Origin of the sequence: Pseudomonas sp. CFBP 13719, assembly GCF_014842095.1 — a bacterium.
Taxonomy (GTDB): Bacteria; Pseudomonadota; Gammaproteobacteria; order Pseudomonadales; family Pseudomonadaceae; genus Aquipseudomonas.
The window spans coordinates 26,113-43,040 of record NZ_JACYVB010000011.1; the positions used below are offsets into that span (position 1 = coordinate 26,113).

General features: G+C 60.9%; 16 protein-coding genes. 2 read left to right on the forward strand and 14 right to left on the reverse strand.

The annotated features are described in order from the left end of the window. The first annotated feature begins 107 nt into the window (after nt 1-107). Entirely contained in the window at nt 108-1,394 is a 1,287-nt protein-coding gene (locus tag IFT57_RS24165; protein ID WP_192152938.1) for an acyltransferase family protein, read from the forward strand. A gap of 149 nt (nt 1,395-1,543) precedes the next feature. Here the strand turns inward: IFT57_RS24165 and IFT57_RS24170 are convergent, their stop codons facing one another. The 7 genes from IFT57_RS24170 to IFT57_RS24200 form a co-directional block, all read right to left on the reverse strand. Further along, on the reverse strand, nt 1,544-2,143 hold the full coding sequence (locus IFT57_RS24170; protein WP_274605219.1) for a HutD/Ves family protein: 600 nt from the start codon (nt 2,141-2,143) through the stop codon (nt 1,544-1,546). A 24-nt stretch (nt 2,144-2,167) separates the two neighbouring features. Then, nucleotides 2,168-2,971 (reverse strand): N-formylglutamate deformylase, encoded by an 804-nt coding sequence (gene hutG, locus IFT57_RS24175; protein WP_192152940.1) that lies wholly within the window; start codon nt 2,969-2,971, stop codon nt 2,168-2,170. Then, complete coding sequence (locus IFT57_RS24180; RefSeq protein ID WP_342030378.1) at nt 2,968-4,392, reverse strand: formimidoylglutamate deiminase; 1,425 nt, start codon at nt 4,390-4,392, stop codon at nt 2,968-2,970. The genes hutG and IFT57_RS24180 overlap by 4 nt, the downstream gene beginning before the upstream one ends. Nucleotides 4,393-4,426: 34 nt before the next feature. Further along, entirely contained in the window at nt 4,427-5,188 is a 762-nt protein-coding gene (locus IFT57_RS24185) for an amino acid ABC transporter ATP-binding protein (protein WP_446731220.1), read from the reverse strand. Between the two features lie 11 nt (nt 5,189-5,199). Beyond that, the gene (locus IFT57_RS24190; protein WP_122796681.1) at nt 5,200-5,865 is read right to left on the reverse strand and encodes an amino acid ABC transporter permease; all 666 of its coding nucleotides are present in this window, start codon (nt 5,863-5,865) and stop codon (nt 5,200-5,202) included. Nucleotides 5,866-5,946: 81 nt separating this feature from the next. After that, nucleotides 5,947-6,702 (reverse strand): transporter substrate-binding domain-containing protein, encoded by a 756-nt coding sequence (locus tag IFT57_RS24195; RefSeq protein WP_192152941.1) that lies wholly within the window; start codon nt 6,700-6,702, stop codon nt 5,947-5,949. Between the two features lie 60 nt (nt 6,703-6,762). Continuing rightward, nucleotides 6,763-7,500 carry an IclR family transcriptional regulator gene (locus IFT57_RS24200; RefSeq protein ID WP_192152942.1) on the reverse strand — a complete coding sequence of 246 codons (738 nt, stop codon included), beginning with the start codon at nt 7,498-7,500 and terminating at the stop codon, nt 6,763-6,765. A 206-nt stretch (nt 7,501-7,706) separates the two neighbouring features. Here IFT57_RS24200 and IFT57_RS24205 point away from each other — a divergent pair, with 206 nt between their 5' ends. Continuing rightward, nucleotides 7,707-8,237, forward strand: coding sequence for a DUF1003 domain-containing protein (locus IFT57_RS24205; protein ID WP_192050248.1), 531 nt, complete (start codon nt 7,707-7,709; stop codon nt 8,235-8,237). A gap of 72 nt (nt 8,238-8,309) precedes the next feature. Here the strand turns inward: IFT57_RS24205 and glmS are convergent, their stop codons facing one another. From glmS to atpA, 7 genes are all read right to left on the reverse strand, one after another. After that, nucleotides 8,310-10,145: a glutamine--fructose-6-phosphate transaminase (isomerizing) gene (gene glmS, locus IFT57_RS24210; RefSeq protein WP_192152943.1), complete on the reverse strand. Its 1,836-nt coding sequence runs from the start codon at nt 10,143-10,145 to the stop codon at nt 8,310-8,312. Between the two features lie 11 nt (nt 10,146-10,156). Beyond that, on the reverse strand, nt 10,157-10,924 hold the full coding sequence (locus tag IFT57_RS24215) for a DeoR/GlpR family DNA-binding transcription regulator (protein WP_192152944.1): 768 nt from the start codon (nt 10,922-10,924) through the stop codon (nt 10,157-10,159). Nucleotides 10,925-11,117: 193 nt separating this feature from the next. Continuing rightward, a complete protein-coding gene (glmU, locus tag IFT57_RS24220) occupies nt 11,118-12,485 on the reverse strand; it encodes a bifunctional UDP-N-acetylglucosamine diphosphorylase/glucosamine-1-phosphate N-acetyltransferase GlmU (RefSeq protein WP_192152945.1) in 1,368 nt (455 codons plus the stop codon). A gap of 112 nt (nt 12,486-12,597) precedes the next feature. Then, nucleotides 12,598-13,023, reverse strand: a complete 426-nt coding sequence (locus tag IFT57_RS24225) for a F0F1 ATP synthase subunit epsilon (RefSeq protein WP_043192055.1) — start codon at nt 13,021-13,023, stop codon at nt 12,598-12,600. Between the two features lie 42 nt (nt 13,024-13,065). Beyond that, nucleotides 13,066-14,442 carry a F0F1 ATP synthase subunit beta gene (gene atpD / locus IFT57_RS24230; protein ID WP_122480031.1) on the reverse strand — a complete coding sequence of 459 codons (1,377 nt, stop codon included), beginning with the start codon at nt 14,440-14,442 and terminating at the stop codon, nt 13,066-13,068. A 27-nt stretch (nt 14,443-14,469) separates the two neighbouring features. Continuing rightward, on the reverse strand, nt 14,470-15,330 hold the full coding sequence (gene atpG / locus IFT57_RS24235; RefSeq protein ID WP_043192052.1) for a F0F1 ATP synthase subunit gamma: 861 nt from the start codon (nt 15,328-15,330) through the stop codon (nt 14,470-14,472). 50 nt (nt 15,331-15,380) lie between these two features. Beyond that, a complete protein-coding gene (atpA, locus tag IFT57_RS24240; protein ID WP_122480032.1) occupies nt 15,381-16,925 on the reverse strand; it encodes a F0F1 ATP synthase subunit alpha in 1,545 nt (514 codons plus the stop codon). Nucleotides 16,926-16,928 lie beyond the last annotated feature (3 nt).

Genomic DNA, 16,928 nt, shown 5'->3' on the forward strand with positions numbered 1-16,928 from the left:
GAGCAGGTAATCGGCAGCTTCCTGGGTTTTGGACATATCAGGAAACATTGGAAACGCTTCGTGTACCATGAGCGGGCTTCGATATTACTAAAGGGAAGTGGACCTGCATGAACGCAGAGAAAGAGAGATTCATCGGTTTGGAATGGCTGCGGTTTTTCCTGGGCGTGTACCTGGTGATGTTCCACACGCTGCCGTTCTACGAGGAATACACACAGCTGAGTGGGTTGGTGGAATTCACCGAATTGGGTTTCTTTGCCACGAGCAGCTTTTTTGCGTTGTCCGGTTTCCTCCTCGCGCACGTCTACCTCGACGGCAACAAGCTGCGGGAGCCGCCGGTCTCCTTCATGACCAAACGGTTTGCCAACCTCTATCCGATACACATATTCGGCCTCGCCAGCTGCGTGGTGCTGATATCGCTGACGGGGCTGTTCGACAGCAACACCGACCTGAGCGTGGCGTATCGGTCCGATGACCTGCTCAAGCGTACGGCCCCAGAACTGCTCAAATACAAACTCAGCGATTTCCAGATAGCCGTGAATGCAGTGCTCCAGGTTACCCTGCTGCAAGCCTGGAACCCGGTCTACCTGGCCTACAACGGCCCGCTGTGGTCGATCTCGGCGCTGTTCTTCTTCTATCTGGTCTTCCCCTGGTTTGCGCCACGCCTGGCCGCTGCCAAGCACAAGGTGCGGTTGCTGCTGATCATCTGGGCCGCTTGCCTGATCCCGCCGCTACTGGTGGTCTTCAACGACGACTACAGCTCGATCTGGATCGGTTTCCTGCATCACTTCCCGTTGCTGCGGCTGCCGGTCTTTCTCGCCGGCATCGTCGCCTACCTGCTGTTTCGCGATTATCGGTTGACGGGTACCGGCCTGCGCGGGCCTGGCAAGTTGATGGCGGTGATTGCCCTGGGCTTCGGTGTGGCGATCGCTGCCGAAGTCAACTGGCGAGGCGAGAGCCATTGGTACGTGCTGCTGCACAATGGCTTGCTGCTGCCGATGGTGCTCAGCGTGATCATCCTGTGCGCCATGGCCTCGAGTTCGCAAAGCGAGCGTCACATCAAATGGGCCCGCCGCCTGGGCGCCGCGTCACTGCCGATGTTCGCCCTGCACACGCCGATCTTCATCGTCTTCCGTCGCTTGGAAATGCTGGCCAACATCGACGTGAACCTGTGCTTCACCAATGCGGCGGCGTGCGTCGCAGAGGCCAAGGGGCATCCATTGTCGCTGACTTACTACCCGCTGCTGCTGCTGGCGTGCATCATTCTGTGCGTGATCTTCCAGGAGCAGATTGGCAACCGCACGCGACAGTGGCTGCTGCAGGGTCCGTTGAGTCGCTGGGTGGTCAAGAGCAAGCGTGATAATTCGGGCAACGCCAACGCCCTGCGCGCAGCCTGAACATCAGGTGACTGTCCTTGCAGTTCAGGCGCTGGCCTGACCTGCAAGGGACCCACGCGCCGTTCTTTGCCCTGTACAGACTTCCCAAAGGCTGATGTTGCAGGCACGGGACAGTTCGCCCGACAAGGCGGACATCCAGCCGCTGCGGTTCAGCCCACCCTGTCCAACTCGATCACACACACCTGCGCGGCCGCACCTTCCAGGCTGTAACGCTGGCGCCGGCCGCTTGCGTTGGTGCAGCGCAACGTTGCTCGCGAGCTCAACTCATGTCTGCGTCCATCACTCGCGTCCATTACCTGGACGGCCTCTGAAGAGGCGTTGAAAAAGATCACCTCGGCCGCCACCGAGCTCAACACTACCACCGGATGGCAATCTACCCAGCGCAACGATGCCTGGATCCGATCATGGCGGTAGATCAGGTTGAAGTCCTCTATGGGTGAACCCAGCAACCTACACCGTACCTTCGCCCCACCGTCGAAACTCATAGGCTGGATAGGACCCAGCGCCCTGCTGTCCACCCCGTTCACTTCCAACACCATTCCGTCGCCGTGCAGCACGGTGATGATCCGGCTGTAACCGGCGAACACGGAGAAGGGTCCGTCGGCGCTGATCTGGGCAATCGACAGGCGCCAGTCATACCCGCTGTCATCGGCGGAGCGCTGCCGGACAATTTCCAAGGTACTGCCACCGCCGTTCTTCCACGGCATGGACGCGTAATCTTCGGGACGGTATATGTGGGAATCGGTCATCGGAATCTGGCTACCAAAGGAATGTCAGGCAGGCTTGAACGCCATGAATCGCTCGATCAGTGCACGCAGTACCGGCTGGAGAGTCTCGACCTTCTCTGCTTGCAACCCATAGGGGGCGGTTTCCTGCATATAGGCTCGCTGCGCCAACTCCAGCTGTACAGCGTGAACCCCTTGAGCCGGGCGGCCGTACTGGCGAGTGATGTAGCCGCCTTTGAACCGGCCATTGAGCACCGCCGGCAACTGCGGAGCCAACCGCTCGGCCACGGCGTGCAGCTGCTCCCCGATGCCAGGCGCGCAGGCGCTGCCGCTGGCGGTGCCGAAGTTGAACACCGGTAACTGGCCCTCGAACAGGTGCGGGATGACCGAGCGGATCGAGTGCGCGTCCCACAGCAGGGCGTAGCCATGGATCGCCTTGATTCGCTCCAGTTGCTGCTGCAACGCTCGATGGTACGGCTGCCAGTAATGCTCCAAACGCTGTGCGATGTGCGCATCGTCTGGTTCGTGCCCCGGCTGGTACAGCGGCACGTCGTCGAATGTCGTCAGCGGGCATAGCCCGGTGGTGTTCTGGCCCGGATACAGGCTGGCGCCATCGGCAGGCCGGTTCAGGTCGATCACGTAGCGCGAAAAACGTGGACGCAACGTCGACGCCCCTAGAGCGGCAGCGAAGTCGTACAACTCACGAATATGCCAATCGGTGTCATCCACCGCCTGGCCGACCGGGCTGTAATGCGCTTTCAGCTCGTCCGGCAGCAAGGTGCCGACGTGAGGCATGGATATCAGCAGAGGGCCGACGCCCTGATGCAGCTCGAAGGTAGGTTCCCGACTCATATCGTATGCTCCAGTAAATCGGCCAGGGTGGCGCGGTAGCCTTGCAGGGCCTGCACTTGCAGGGCGTGCTGGCCGTCATCGATGACCTGCCTGCCGCCGACGAAGACGTCGCGTACCAGATTGTTGCCGTGCTCGCAGAACACCAGTGAGGACAACAGCTGGGCTGGATGGCCCGGGGCGACATTGACGGCGTCGGAATCGATGACGACCAAGTCGGCACGCTGCCCCACCATAAGCCCGGCTACCGATCGGCCGGTCGCCTGGGCCCCGCCCTTGACCGCCTGATCGAACAGGCGATCCGCCACCACCGGCGCGTCGGGGCTGGCCAGCACATTGCGCCGACGGTGCAGCAGGCGCTGGCCGTATTCCAGCAGGCGTAGCTCGGCCCAGGGGTTGACGGCTACGTTGCTGTCCGAACCGATACCCCAACGGCCCTTGTCCGTCAGAAAACGCTGGGCGTCGAACAATCCATCGCCGAGATTGGCTTCGGTGCTCGGGCATAGCCCTACCGTGGCACCACTGCGCGCCAACGCGGCGTATTCAGCGTCATCCATGTGGGTGGCGTGCACCAGGCACCAACGCGGGTCCAGGGATTGGCGGTCCAACAGCCACTGCACGGGTCGCTGGCCGAGGATTGCCACGCATTCCTCGACCTCGCGGGTCTGCTCGGCGATATGAATATGCACGGGCGCGAGCGGATCGTCGGCATCCAGGCCTTCCATCAGGCTCGACAAAGAGGCTTCGCTCACGGCACGTAACGAATGCGGCGCGACGCCATAACGCCGATTGCCGTTCTGGGGCATGGCCTTTTGCAGATGCTGACGCAGCTCCAGAATCCACTCCGGCGAATTAATGAAACGACGTTGGTGCGGCAAGGGTTCTGCCTGGCCCAGCCCACCGTATTGGTAAAGCACCGGAAGCAAGGTCATGCCGATGCCGACTTCTTCGGCCGCCCGCACCACGCGCAGGGACAGTTCGGCGGGATTCGCGTAGGGCTGGCCGTCAGCGCCGTGGTGCACGTAATGAAATTCGCACACCGAGGTGTACCCGGCCTTGAGCATTTCGATGTACAGGTGCCGACCGATGGCCTGCAAGTGCCGAGGCTGCAAGCGCTGGGCAAATCGATACATCAGGGTACGCCAGCTCCAGAAGGAATCGGCGGGGTCGCCCAGGGTTTCGGTCAAGCCGGCCATGGCGCGCTGGAACGTATGGGAGTGCAGGTTGGGCATGCCACTGATCACCGGGCCACGCGCCACCGGCGTGCCGGCCAAGGGCACAGCATCGCAGGTTACGCTGGTCAGATCGCCAGCGGCGTTCCAGCTCAGCAGTACATTGCGCTGCCAGCCACCAGGCAGCAGGGCGCTGTGGGCAAACAGACTGCCTTGGGCTTGGCTGGCGACTGAATCGATTGGTATATCCACAAAAACCTCTGGGCAGTGGCGCAAGCGCAAGCCATCAAAGAACAGGCGCCGCGTCTCGCGACAGCACGCTTTGCAGGAAACTGCGGGTCCGCGCTTCACGCGGTGCGGTGAACAGCTGCGCAGGTGGCGCGGCCTCGACAATGGCGCCTTGATCCATGACCACCACCACGTCGGCCACTTCCCGGGCAAATCCCATTTCGTGGGTAACGATGATCATGGTCATGCCTTCGCTCGCCAGGGTCTTCATGACCTGCAATACCTCGCCCACCAGCTCTGGATCCAGCGCCGAGGTAGGCTCGTCGAACAGCATGACCTTGGGGTCCATGGCCAACGCGCGGGCAATCGCAACGCGCTGCTTCTGCCCACCGGACAAAGTGCCGGGGTAGACCTGCGCCTTGTGCTCCAGGCCGACCTTGTTCAACAGGCGCAGCCCCTGCTCTTCGGCGGCTTGGCGCGATCTGCCGCGCAGGGCCATGGGCGCCAGGGTGATGTTGTCCAGCACGCTGAGGTGCGGGAACAGGTTGAACGACTGGAACACCATGCCGACTTCGCTGCGCAGGGCGTCCAGTTTGCCTTCCGACATCATCCTGCCCTGCTCCACCACGGTATGGCCACACGCGCGCAGCGTCCCGCCTTCGGCGGTTTCCAGGCCGTTCATGCACCGCAGGAAAGTGCTCTTGCCCGACCCGCTGGGACCGATCACCACCACGACCTGGCTGGCCTGTACGCTGAAGTCGATGTTGTGCAGCACCTGATGCGTGCCGAACGATTTGCTCAGGTTTTGGATATCGATAATGGCGGTGCTCATCACACTCTCCCGTCGGCGCGCAGCACTTTTTCGGTGCGGCGCAGGATCAAGGTGGTGATGCTGGTGAGCATCAGGTAGATGACGGCAATGGCCAGGTACACTTCGAGCGAACGGTAGGATACGCTGATGATCTTCTCGCCCTCGTGCATCACGTCGGCGATGGTAAGCAGTGACACCAGCGCCGAGTTCTTGATCAAGGCGATGAACTCGTTGCCCAGGGCGGGTATCATGCGCACGAAAGCCTGGGGCAGGATGACCTTGCGCATCGCCAGTTTGTGCGGCAGGCCCAGCGAGCGAGCGGCTTCCATCTGGCCCTTCTCCACCGACTGGATCGAACCCCTGACAATCTCCGAGACATAGGCCGCACTGTAGATGCCCAGGCCGAAAATTCCGCACACATAGGCGGGTAACTGAATGCCGAAGTGCGGCAAGCCAAAGAACAGAATGAACAGCTGCACCAGCAGCGGCGTGCCGCGGACCAGCGTCAGGTAGGTGGTACACAGTCCGTAGATCAGCGTGCGCTTGGGATTCAGCCGTCCCAGCCCGATCAGCAGACCCAGGACACAGCCCAGCACCAACGCTGCAGCGGTGATTTCGATGGTGGTCAGGGTACCGGAGGCGAGCGCGCGCCAGCCGTCCCAGACCGGGGAAAAGTCGAGATCCATGAGGTACTCCGCAGAGGCTTACGGTTGGAGGCGTAAAGTGTGCGGGCTCGTCGCACCATCGGCCGAACCCGCAGCGGCCGCTTATTCTTTTGTGGTGCCGAACCACTTCTGGGTCAGTGCGGCGTATTCGCCATTGCTGCGCAGGGTTTGCAGCGCCTGGTTCATCTGCTGTTGCAGCGCGGTGTCATTCTTGCGAACGGCAAAACCGTACAGTTCGGTGGTCAAGCCTTCGTCCAGCACGCGGACCTTGGGCTGACGCTTGGCATATTCCACCGCCGCCGGGCGCCCGGTCACTGCAGCGTTCACCCGGCCAATGGCCAACAGGTCGAACATGGCCTGATTCTTTTCCACTTCCACCACGCTCACTGCGGGGTAGTTGGTTTTCAGAAAGTCGATGGACTTGGTACCTACCTGGGCTGAAACCTTCTTGCCCGCGACCAGATCGGCGGGTTTATCGATGCTGGTGTCATCCTTCAGAACCAGCACAGCGAGGCCGCCGCGATAGTAGGAATCAGTGAAGTTGACCACCTTCTGCCGTTCTTCGGTCATGTAGATGGCCGACGCCGCCACGTCGAAGCGGTTGGAAATCAAGCCGGGGATCAGCCCCTTGAAGCCGATATCGATCCACTCGACCTTCTTGTTCAGTTGCTTGCCGATGGCTTCGATCAATTCGATATCGAAGCCAGTGCGCTTGCCATCCTGCACGAACTCCATGGGTGGAAAGGTCGCATCGGTGCCGACACGCATCACTTCATCAGCTGCCTGGGCCGAGGTGCACAGCGAAGCCATCAGCGTCAGCGCGGCAGCCAGGGGGGTGAATAACTTCAACGCTTTCATCACGAATTCCTTCGGCAAGGGTAAGTCCGGTCAGGACCCGAAACATGGATTGAGCGGCAGTTAGAAGCGATTGCAGATGCGGCTGGCTGCTTTTCTGGTGAGGCTGATCAGTTCAGCCTCCCGTGGGCCAACGCGCAATGACGGCGCCATCAACGTAATGGTGCCTTCCAGGGCACCGTCCGCTGAAATCAGCGGAACACTCACGCCCCAAACACCCAGATCGACCTCACTGTCACTGGTGGCATAGCCATTCTTGCGGATCCTGGTGATCTCCCGTTCCAGCGCCGCAACGTCCATGGCGCCCTCCTGCGATTGCGTTCTCAGCAGTTGGCGCTGCACCGATTCGGGCAGAAACGCCAATAGGCTCTTGGCCGAGGCGCCCTGCATCATGGAATGCGCGCGGCCCTTGGTGAACGAGCAGCGCAGCGAGCTGCTGCTCTCTTCCATAGCGATGCACACCATCTGGCCGTTGCTGTACACCAACAAGCCGACGCTCTCTCCCGTGCGCTCAGCCAGGGCGCTGATCTCGTCGCGGCTCTGGCTGATCAGGTTGGAGGTCTGATCGAAACCCCACGCCAACTGCACGCCGGTCGCGCCTGGCTCGTACAGCCCCGTGGTCATGTGTTCTTGCAGCAGACCCCACTTCTTCAACGACGCCAGGTGCCGATAGACCGTGCTCAACGGCATCTGTACCTGCGCGGCAATGCGCTTGGCCGCAATCGGTTGCCCAGCCTTGGCCACGCAGGTCAGCACCTGCAGCACACGGTCGACAATGCTGGTGGTTCGTGGGTCGTTCATGACTGCACTATAAGAACAAATTCTCGATTCTGAAGGGGGATTCTCATTGGGCGGGAAAAAAACCTCCATGTCGCTGACATGGCACTGCATGGGCCACTGATGGAATCTCACCGAACCCGCGGTGCGACAAGCACATCCGAGCATTCAGCGCTGCCGAATTCCATGGGATAGTGTCTGTCTTCCTCCCCATCTGAAGACCCTGACCCATGGCCACCAAGCACCCACTTGAACCGCTGGCTCGACGCTTCCTCGGCAAACACCCGCATCAGCTCGAACCGGAAGAGCTCCACGTTCTCGAGCAGATGAAAAACCGGCTGCCTATCAGCCGCGATGCCAGTGACGCCTCGGACGAAGTCGCAACGTTTGGTGAACGCCTGTCCGACCGGGTGGCGGCCATCGGCGGTTCATGGGCGTTCATCATCGCTTTCACCATCATTCTGCTGGGCTGGATGCTGCTCAATACCGATGTGCTTGATCACTTCGGCCTGGCCTTCGACCCCTACCCCTACATTTTCCTCAATTTGCTGCTCTCCACCGTAGCGGCCATCCAGGCGCCGGTGATCATGATGAGCCAGAACCGCCAGTCGGCCAAAGACCGCCTGGCCGCGAGCCTGGACTTCGAGGTGAACCTGCGCGCGGAGCTGGAGATCATGCGACTGCACGAAAAGATCGACAAGGAGATCCTCGAGCGGCTGGATCGGGTCCTGGCGAGTGTGGAGCCCAAGGGCAGCGTGTGAAGGTGCGCTTGGGCGTTCTGGGTAGGATCGGCTGATTTCTGCGATGACGGCGCTTACCGCCTCACACCCCCCTCACTCCACCGTGACCGACTTCGCCAAATTGCGCGGCTGATCCACGTCCGTCCCCTTGAGCACCGCCACATAGTACGAAAGCAGCTGCAAAGGAATGGTGTAGAGGATCGGCGCCAGTGCATCGATGATGTGCGGCATCGCCACCACATGGGTGCCGGGACCATTGCTCAGTTGCGCCTGCTCATCGGCGAACACCACCAGTTCGCCGCCGCGGGCACGGACTTCCTGCAGGTTGGATTTGAGCTTTTCCAGCAGCTCGTTGTTCGGCGCCACGGTGACCACCGGCATGTCCTTGTCCACCAGGGCCAGTGGCCCGTGCTTCAGCTCACCGGCCGGATAGGCTTCGGCGTGGATGTAGGAGATTTCCTTGAGCTTCAGCGCGCCTTCCATCGCCACCGGGAATTGCGCGCCGCGGCCCAGGAACAGCGTGTGGTGCTTCTCGGCGAACAGCTCGGCGATGCGCTCGATGGTGGTGTCCATGGCCAGGGCTTCGCCCAGGCGAGTCGGCAGGCGGCGCAGTTCGGCCACCAGCTCGGCTTCCACGCCCTCCTCCAGCGTTCCTTGCACTTGGCCAAGCGACAGCGTCAGCAGCATCAACGCGACCAGTTGAGTGGTAAAGGCCTTGGTCGAGGCGACACCGATTTCCGGACCTGCCTGCGTCAGCAAGGTCAGGTCGGACTCGCGCACCAAAGAGCTGATGCCGACGTTGCAGATGGCCAGGCTGCCGAGAAACCCCAATTGCTTGCCATTGCGCAATGCGGCCAGGGTGTCAGCCGTTTCGCCGGACTGGGAGATAGAGACGAACAAGGTGTCGGGCTGCACCACGACCTTGCGATAGCGGAACTCGCTGGCCACTTCGACCTGGCAAGGGATGCCGGCCAAGCCCTCGAGCCAATAGCGCGCAACCATACCGGCGTGATAGCTGGTGCCGCACGCCACGATCTGCACATTGCGTACCTTGACGAACAGCTCGGCGGCCTGCGGACCGAAGGCCTGCACCAGCACCTGGTTCTGGCCCAGGCGGCCTTCCAGGGTGCGCTGTACCACGGTGGGCTGCTCGTGGATCTCCTTCATCATGAAGTGGCGATACTCGCCCTTGTCGGCCGCCTCGGCGCCTTCGTGATACTGCACGCTTTCGCGTTCCACAGGCGTGCCAGCGGCATCCCAGATCTGCACGCTTTCACGGCGGATCTCGGCAATGTCACCTTCCTCCAGGTACATGAAACGGTCGGTCACCTGCCGCAGCGCCAGCTGGTCTGAGGCGAGAAAGTTCTCGCCCATGCCAAGGCCGATGACCAGTGGGCTGCCGCTGCGGGCGGCCACCAGACGGTCGGGTTGGTGCATGCTGATGGCCGCCAGGCCGTAGGCGCCGTGCAGTTGCTTGACCGTCGCCTTGAGGGCGTCGGCCAGGTCGGGCAATGCCTTGAGGGTGTGATGCAACAGATGCGCGATGACTTCGGTATCGGTCTGCGACGTGAATACGTAGCCCAGCTCCTTGAGCTGGGTGCGCAGGACTTCGTGGTTCTCGATGATACCGTTATGCACGACCGCCACTTCGGCGGTGGAAAAGTGCGGGTGGGCGTTCTGTTCGGTCGGCGCACCGTGGGTGGCCCAACGGGTATGGGCGATGCCCAACCTGCCAAGCAGAGGCTCATCCGCCAGCGCGGCCTGCAGTTCAGCAACCTTGCCGACGCGACGGCGGCGCTGCACGCTGCCATCCTCGTCCAGCACCGCAACACCGGCGCTGTCGTAGCCGCGATATTCCAGGCGCTTGAGGCCCTCGACCAGAATGGCAGTGATATTGCGCTCCGCGATGGCGCCGACGATTCCACACATGTTCGCTTCTCCTAGCTGGTAGCGGCGAGCACGAGATCTATCCCGCGCGCCTGAATCTGATCGCGTGCTTTGAGGGGCAGGCGATCATCGGTAATGAGGGTGCTGATGCGGCCCCAGGGCAGCTCCAGATTGGGAATCCTGCGTCCGACCTTGTCGGACTCGACCATGACGATCACTTCGCGAGCGACTTCGGCCATCACCCGGCTCAGGCCCAGCAACTCGTTGAAGGTCGTGGTGCCGCGCTCCAGATCGATGCCGTCGGCACCGATGAACAACTGGTCGAAGTCATAGGAGCGCAGCACCTGCTCGGCCACCTGGCCCTGAAACGATTCGGAGTGTGGATCCCAGGTGCCGCCAGTCATCAGCAGCACGGGCTCGTGCTCCAATGCACTCAGGGCATTGGCGACGTGCAGCGAGTTGGTCATGACCACCAGGCCCGGCTGCTTGCCCAGCTCGGGAATCATGGCTGCGGTGGTGCTGCCACTGTCGATGATGATGCGCGCGTGTTCCTTGATGCGCATGACGGCCGCGCGGGCGATGGATTGCTTGATGGCCGAGACACGCTGGCTGGGTTCGCCGATCAGCTCCTGCGGCATGGTCACCGCGCCGCCATAGCGACGCAGCAGCAGGCCATGACTTTCCAGGGCGGCAAGGTCCTTGCGGATAGTGACTTCGGACGTTGCGAAATGCCTCGCCAAGTTATCCACAGTCACTTCACCCTGCTCATTGAGCAGGGCAAGGATGCTGTGACGACGTTGGGGCGTATTGCGCTTTGACATGACGGCCTAAGTTTCGATTCGAAAGATAACGAAGGCAATAGAAACCTAAACTGAAAGGTTCGTCAATGGTGTAATCGTATTTCTCCTGGCCTCCTCGCGGCAGAGCCCGTTCCCACAGGGTCCCTACATGAAACCTTGTGGGAGCGGGCTCTACCCGAGAAAGGCCCTATACAACAGCTACGACTGTGGATAACTAAGGCTTCTTGACCTTCACCGGTCGCTTCCACCCTTCGATGTTGCGCTGCCGGGCCCGTGCTACGCCCAGTTGCCCTTCCGGAACGTCCTGAGTAATGGTCGATCCCGCAGCAGTCGTCGATCCCGCCAAGATATCCACAGGTGCGACCAGCGCATTGTTGGAACCGATGAAAACGTCCTCACCAATGGTCGTCTTCCACTTGTTGGCGCCATCATAGTTGCAAGTGATGGTACCGGCGCCGATGTTGCTGTTGGCACCGATGTCCGCATCGCCCAGATAACTCAAGTGACCAGCCTTGGCACCCTCCCCCATTCGGGCATTCTTCAGCTCGACGAAGTTACCCACATGCGCTCGAGCTTCCAGCACCGTGCCGGGTCGCAAGCGCGCAAACGGGCCGGCATCGCTGCCTTCGTGCAGCACTGCACCGTCGAGGTGACTGTTGGCCTTGACCACCACGCCTCTGCCCAGCGTACTGTCCTTGATGTAGCAGTTGGGCCCGATGACCACATCGTCTTCGATCACCACTCGCCCTTCGAGTACCACATTGACGTCGATCAACACGTCCCGACCCACGCTGACTTCACCGCGCACGTCGAAGCGCGCCGGGTCGCGCAAGGTCACGCCCTGGGCCATCAGACGACGGCCTTCACGCAACTGGTAGTGACGCTCAAGTTCCGCGAGTTGACGACGGTCATTGGCGCCCTGCACCTCCATTGGATCCTGGGCGGTTTCGGTGGCTACTACCAAGCCATCGCTGACAGCCATGGCGATCACATCGGTCAGGTAATACTCACCTTGAGCGTTATTGTTGGACAGGCGCGCCAGCCACTCGGCCAGGCGCTTGCCAGGCACCGCGAGAATGCCGGTGTTGCCTTCCCGAATGGCTTTCTGCGCATCGCTGGCGTCCTTGTGCTCGACGATGGCCTGCACCTGGCCATCCGCGTCGCGCACGATCCGGCCGTAGCCCGTGGGATCGGCAAGCTCGACGGTGAGCAGGCCTAGCTGGTCGGCACTGACTTTCTGCAGCAGGCGCTGCAACGTCGCCACTTCGATCAGCGGAACGTCGCCGTAGAGAATCAATACATTGTCGGCCGTCAGGCCTGGCACAGCCTGGGCGACCGCATGGCCGGTGCCCAGTTGCTTGTCCTGCAGCACGAAATTGAGGTCGTCGGCGGCCAGACGTTCACGTACTGCATCCGCACCGTGGCCAATCACCACGTGGATGTTCTGCGGCTGGAGTTGGCGCGCGCTGTGGATAACATGGCCGAGCATTGAATTGCCGGCGACCGGGTGCAACACCTTGGGCAAGGCCGAGCGCATGCGCGTGCCTTGGCCGGCGGCGAGGATGACGATATCGAGAGACATGAACGGCTACCAATCCGGAGAATGGCCAGCAGGCTGACCGGGGAGAAAGTGCTGAAAAAGAAAAAGGGTAGCCGAGGCTACCCTTTTACTCAATCGCAAGTGAGTCGACGCATCAGCCGCCGAATTTCTTGCGGATCTGCTGGACGGTGCGCAGCTGAGCTGCAGCCTCGGCCAGGCGTGCGGCGGCAGATCCGTAGTCGAAGTCTGCGCCTTTTTCGTTCAGGGCCTTCTCGGCAGCCTTGACGGCTTCCTGAGCGGAAGCTTCATCCAGGTCGGCAGCGCGCTGCACGGTGTCGGCAAGAACCTTGACCATGTTCGGCTGAACCTCGAGGAAACCACCAGAGATGTAGAACACCTCGGCTTCGCCACCCTGCTTGATCAGGCGGATCGGACCTGGCTTGAGATCGGTGATCAGCGGGGCGTGGCCTGGGGCGATACCGATATCACCCAGGTTACCGTGCGCAATCACCATCTCGACCAGACCGGAAAAGATTTCTCCTTCCGCACTGACGATATCGCAATGGACTGTCATAGCCATACTTGCCTCAACCTGATTAGCGCCCGTCGCCGGGCGCCAGGATTACAGTTTCTTGGCTTTCTCGATCGCTTCTTCGATGCCGCCGACCATGTAGAACGCTTGTTCCGGCAGGTGGTCGTAGTCGCCGTTGAGGATGCCTTTGAAGCCTGCGATGGTGTCTTTCAGGGAAACGTATTTACCCGAGGCACCGGTGAAGACTTCAGCCACGAAGAACGGCTGCGACAGGAAGCGCTGGATCTTACGAGCGCGGGATACCAACTGCTTGTCGGTTTCCGACAGCTCGTCCATACCCAGGATCGCGATGATGTCCTTCAGCTCCTTGTAGCGCTGCAGCACGTACTGCACGCCGCGAGCGGTGTCGTAGTGCTCCTGGCCGATCACGTTCGGGTCCAGCTGGCGCGAAGTCGAGTCCAGTGGATCGACCGCTGGGTAGATACCCAGGGAGGCGATGTCACGGGACAGTACGACGGTGGCGTCCAGGTGGGCGAAGGTGGTCGCCGGCGATGGGTCGGTCAAGTCATCCGCAGGTACGTATACCGCTTGGATCGAGGTGATCGAACCTTCCTTGGTCGAAGTGATGCGTTCCTGCAGAACGCCCATCTCTTCGGCCAGAGTCGGCTGGTAGCCTACTGCCGATGGCATACGGCCCAGCAGTGCGGACACTTCGGTACCGGCCAGGGTGTAACGATAGATGTTGTCGACGAACAGCAGAACGTCGTTACCTTCGTCACGGAATTTCTCGGCCATGGTCAGACCGGTCAAGGCGACGCGCAGACGGTTGCCCGGCGGCTCGTTCATCTGACCGTAGACAAGGGCTACCTTGTCCAGAACGTTGGAGTCCTTCATCTCGTGGTAAAAGTCGTTACCCTCACGGGTACGCTCGCCCACACCGGCGAACACGGAATAACCGCTGTGCTCGATGGCGATGTTACGGATCAGCTCCATCATGTTCACGGTCTTGCCGACACCGGCACCACCGAACAGACCGACTTTACCGCCCTTGGCGAACGGGCAGACCAGGTCGATGACCTTGATGCCGGTTTCCAGCAAGTCGTTGCCGCCTGCCTGGTCCGCGAAGGAAGGTGCCGGACGGTGAATGCCCCAGCGCTCTTCGGTGTCGATCGGGCCCGCTTCGTCGATCGGGTTGCCCAGCACGTCCATGATCCGGCCCAGGGTGGCCTTGCCAACGGGTACGGAAATGGCTGCGCCGCTGTCGAGTACGTTCAGGCCGCGTTTGAGGCCTTCGGTGGAGCCCATGGCAATGGTACGAACCACGCCGTCGCCCAGCTGCTGCTGGACTTCGAGGGTGGTTTCAGCGCCTTGTACCTTCAGCGCGTTGTAGATGCTCGGTACGCTGTCGCGTGGAAATTCCACGTCGATAACGGCGCCGATGATTTGAACGATACGTCCGCTACTCATAGCTGGATCCTCTGAATATTTGAACCGTTAAACCGCGGCAGCGCCGCCGACGATTTCCGAGATCTCTTGGGTGATCGCAGCCTGACGCGCCTTGTTGTAGATCAGCTGCAAATCGCTGATCAGGTCGCCGGCGTTGTCGGTTGCATTCTTCATCGCGATCATCCGCGCCGCTTGTTCAGCAGCGTTGTTCTCGACCACCGCCTGGTACACCTGCGACTCCACGTAACGCACCATCAGGCCTTCCAGCAGCTCTTTGGCGTCGGGTTCGTACAGGTAATCCCAGTGGTGCTTGAGTTCTTGATCCGGGGTTGCCTCCAACGGGATCAACTGCTCCACCGTCGGTTGTTGCGTCATGGTATTGATGAACTTGTTGGACACCACGGACAGGCGATCGATACGGCCTTCCAGGTACGCGTCCAGCATCACCTTGACGCTGCCGATCAGATCATTGATCGACGGCTCTTCGCCCAGATGGCTGATCGCTGCCACGACGTTGCCGCCGAAGTTGCGAAAGAACGCTGCACCCTTGCTGCCGATCACGCACAGGTCGATTTCGACGCCGCGTTCGCGATTGGCCGCCATGTCCTTGACCAGAGCCTTGAACAGGTTGGTGTTCAAGCCGCCGCACAGACCACGGTCACTGCTCACCACGATATAGCCGACGCGCTTGACGGCGCGTTCGATCATGAACGGGTGGCGGTATTCCGGGTTGGCGTTGGCCAGATGTCCAATCACCTGGCGGATACGTTCCGCGTAGGGACGGCTGGCTGCCATGCGCATTTGTGCCTTGCGCATTTTGCTGACCGCCACTTTTTCCATGGCGCTGGTAATTTTTTGCGTGCTTTTGATGCTCGCAATCTTACTGCGAATCTCTTTTGCGCCTGCCATGTAACACCTATCAGGTTAGCAAGCAGGGGCCTTGCGGCCCCTGCTGCGGCTTACCAGGTTTGGGTGGCCTTGAACTTCTCGATACCGGCCTTGAGGCCCGCGTCGATTTCGTCATTGAAGTCACCCTTCACGTTGATCTTCGCCAACAGGTCGGCGTGATCGCGGTTGAAGTAAGCAATCAGGGCCTGCTCGAAGCTACCAACCTTGGCGATCTCGACGTCAGTCAGGAAACCACGCTCGGCGGCATACAGCGACAGCGCCATGTCGGCGATCGACATTGGCGAGTACTGCTTCTGCTTCATCAGCTCGGTCACGCGCTGGCCGTGCTCGAGCTGCTTGCGGGTGGCTTCGTCCAGGTCAGATGCGAACTGGGCGAATGCCGCCAGTTCACGGTACTGAGCCAGAGCGGTACGGATACCACCGGACAGCTTCTTGATGATCTTGGTCTGAGCGGCACCACCTACGCGGGATACCGAAACACCGGCGTTCACTGCAGGGCGGATGCCCGAGTTGAACATGGCCGATTCCAGGAAGATCTGACCGTCGGTGATGGAAATCACGTTGGTCGGAACGAACGCGGAAACGTCGCCTGCCTGGGTTTCGATGATCGGCAACGCAGTCAGGGAACCGGTCTTGCCGGTCACTGCGCCGTTGGTGAACTTCTCGACGTACTCTTCGGAAACGCGCGAAGCACGCTCCAGCAAACGGGAGTGGAGATAGAACACGTCGCCTGGGTAGGCTTCACGACCTGGTGGACGGCGCAGCAGCAGGGAAATCTGGCGGTAGGCCACTGCTTGCTTGGACAGATCGTCGTAGACGATCAGTGCGTCTTCACCGCGGTCACGGAAGAACTCGCCCATGGTGCAGCCGGAGTACGGCGCGAGGAACTGCAGCGCAGGAGATTCCGATGCACTGGCAGCCACCACGATGGTGTTGGCCAGGGCGCCGTTTTCTTCCAGCTTGCGTACCACGTTGGCGATGGTCGACTGCTTCTGACCGATGGCAACGTAGACGCAGAAGATACCCGAGTTCTTCTGATTGATGATCGCGTCGATCGCCAGAGCGGTCTTGCCGATCTGACGGTCGCCGATGATCAGCTCGCGCTGACCACGGCCGACAGGGATCATGGCGTCGACGGCCTTGTAGCCAGTCTGCACAGGCTGGTCTACCGACTTACGCCAGATAACGCCCGGTGCAACCTTTTCGACCGCATCGGTCTCGGTGTTGCCCAGCGGACCCTTGCCATCGACAGGGTTGCCCAGTGCGTCGACGACGCGACCCAGCAGTTCCTTGCCAACCGGAACTTCCAGGATGCGGCCGGTGCACTTGGCGCTCATGCCTTCGGCCAGACTGGTGTACGCGCCCAGTACCACGGCGCCTACGGAGTCCTGCTCCAGGTTGAGTGCCATGCCGAAGACGCCGCCTGGAAACTCGATCATTTCGCCGTACATGACGTCGGCCAGACCGTGGATCCGTACGATACCGTCGGAAACGCTGACGACGGTGCCTTCGTTACGGGCTTGGGAGGTCACATCGAGCTTGTCGATGCGACCCTTGATGATTTCACTTATTTCGGAAGGATTGAGTTGCTGCATTGC

Coding starts and splice junctions, on each gene's coding strand:
- IFT57_RS24165 (WP_192152938.1), top strand. CDS start 108: ATGAACGCAGAGAAAGAGAGATTCATCGGTTTGGAATGGCTGCGGTTT.
- IFT57_RS24170 (WP_274605219.1), bottom strand. CDS start 2,143: ATGACCGATTCCCACATATACCGTCCCGAAGATTACGCGTCCATGCCG.
- hutG (WP_192152940.1), bottom strand. CDS start 2,971: ATGAGTCGGGAACCTACCTTCGAGCTGCATCAGGGCGTCGGCCCTCTG.
- IFT57_RS24190 (WP_122796681.1), bottom strand. CDS start 5,865: ATGGATCTCGACTTTTCCCCGGTCTGGGACGGCTGGCGCGCGCTCGCC.
- IFT57_RS24195 (WP_192152941.1), bottom strand. CDS start 6,702: ATGAAAGCGTTGAAGTTATTCACCCCCCTGGCTGCCGCGCTGACGCTG.
- IFT57_RS24200 (WP_192152942.1), bottom strand. CDS start 7,500: ATGAACGACCCACGAACCACCAGCATTGTCGACCGTGTGCTGCAGGTG.
- IFT57_RS24205 (WP_192050248.1), top strand. CDS start 7,707: ATGGCCACCAAGCACCCACTTGAACCGCTGGCTCGACGCTTCCTCGGC.
- glmS (WP_192152943.1), bottom strand. CDS start 10,145: ATGTGTGGAATCGTCGGCGCCATCGCGGAGCGCAATATCACTGCCATT.
- IFT57_RS24215 (WP_192152944.1), bottom strand. CDS start 10,924: ATGTCAAAGCGCAATACGCCCCAACGTCGTCACAGCATCCTTGCCCTG.
- glmU (WP_192152945.1), bottom strand. CDS start 12,485: ATGTCTCTCGATATCGTCATCCTCGCCGCCGGCCAAGGCACGCGCATG.
- IFT57_RS24225 (WP_043192055.1), bottom strand. CDS start 13,023: ATGGCTATGACAGTCCATTGCGATATCGTCAGTGCGGAAGGAGAAATC.
- atpD (WP_122480031.1), bottom strand. CDS start 14,442: ATGAGTAGCGGACGTATCGTTCAAATCATCGGCGCCGTTATCGACGTG.
- atpG (WP_043192052.1), bottom strand. CDS start 15,330: ATGGCAGGCGCAAAAGAGATTCGCAGTAAGATTGCGAGCATCAAAAGC.
- atpA (WP_122480032.1), bottom strand. CDS start 16,925: ATGCAGCAACTCAATCCTTCCGAAATAAGTGAAATCATCAAGGGTCGC.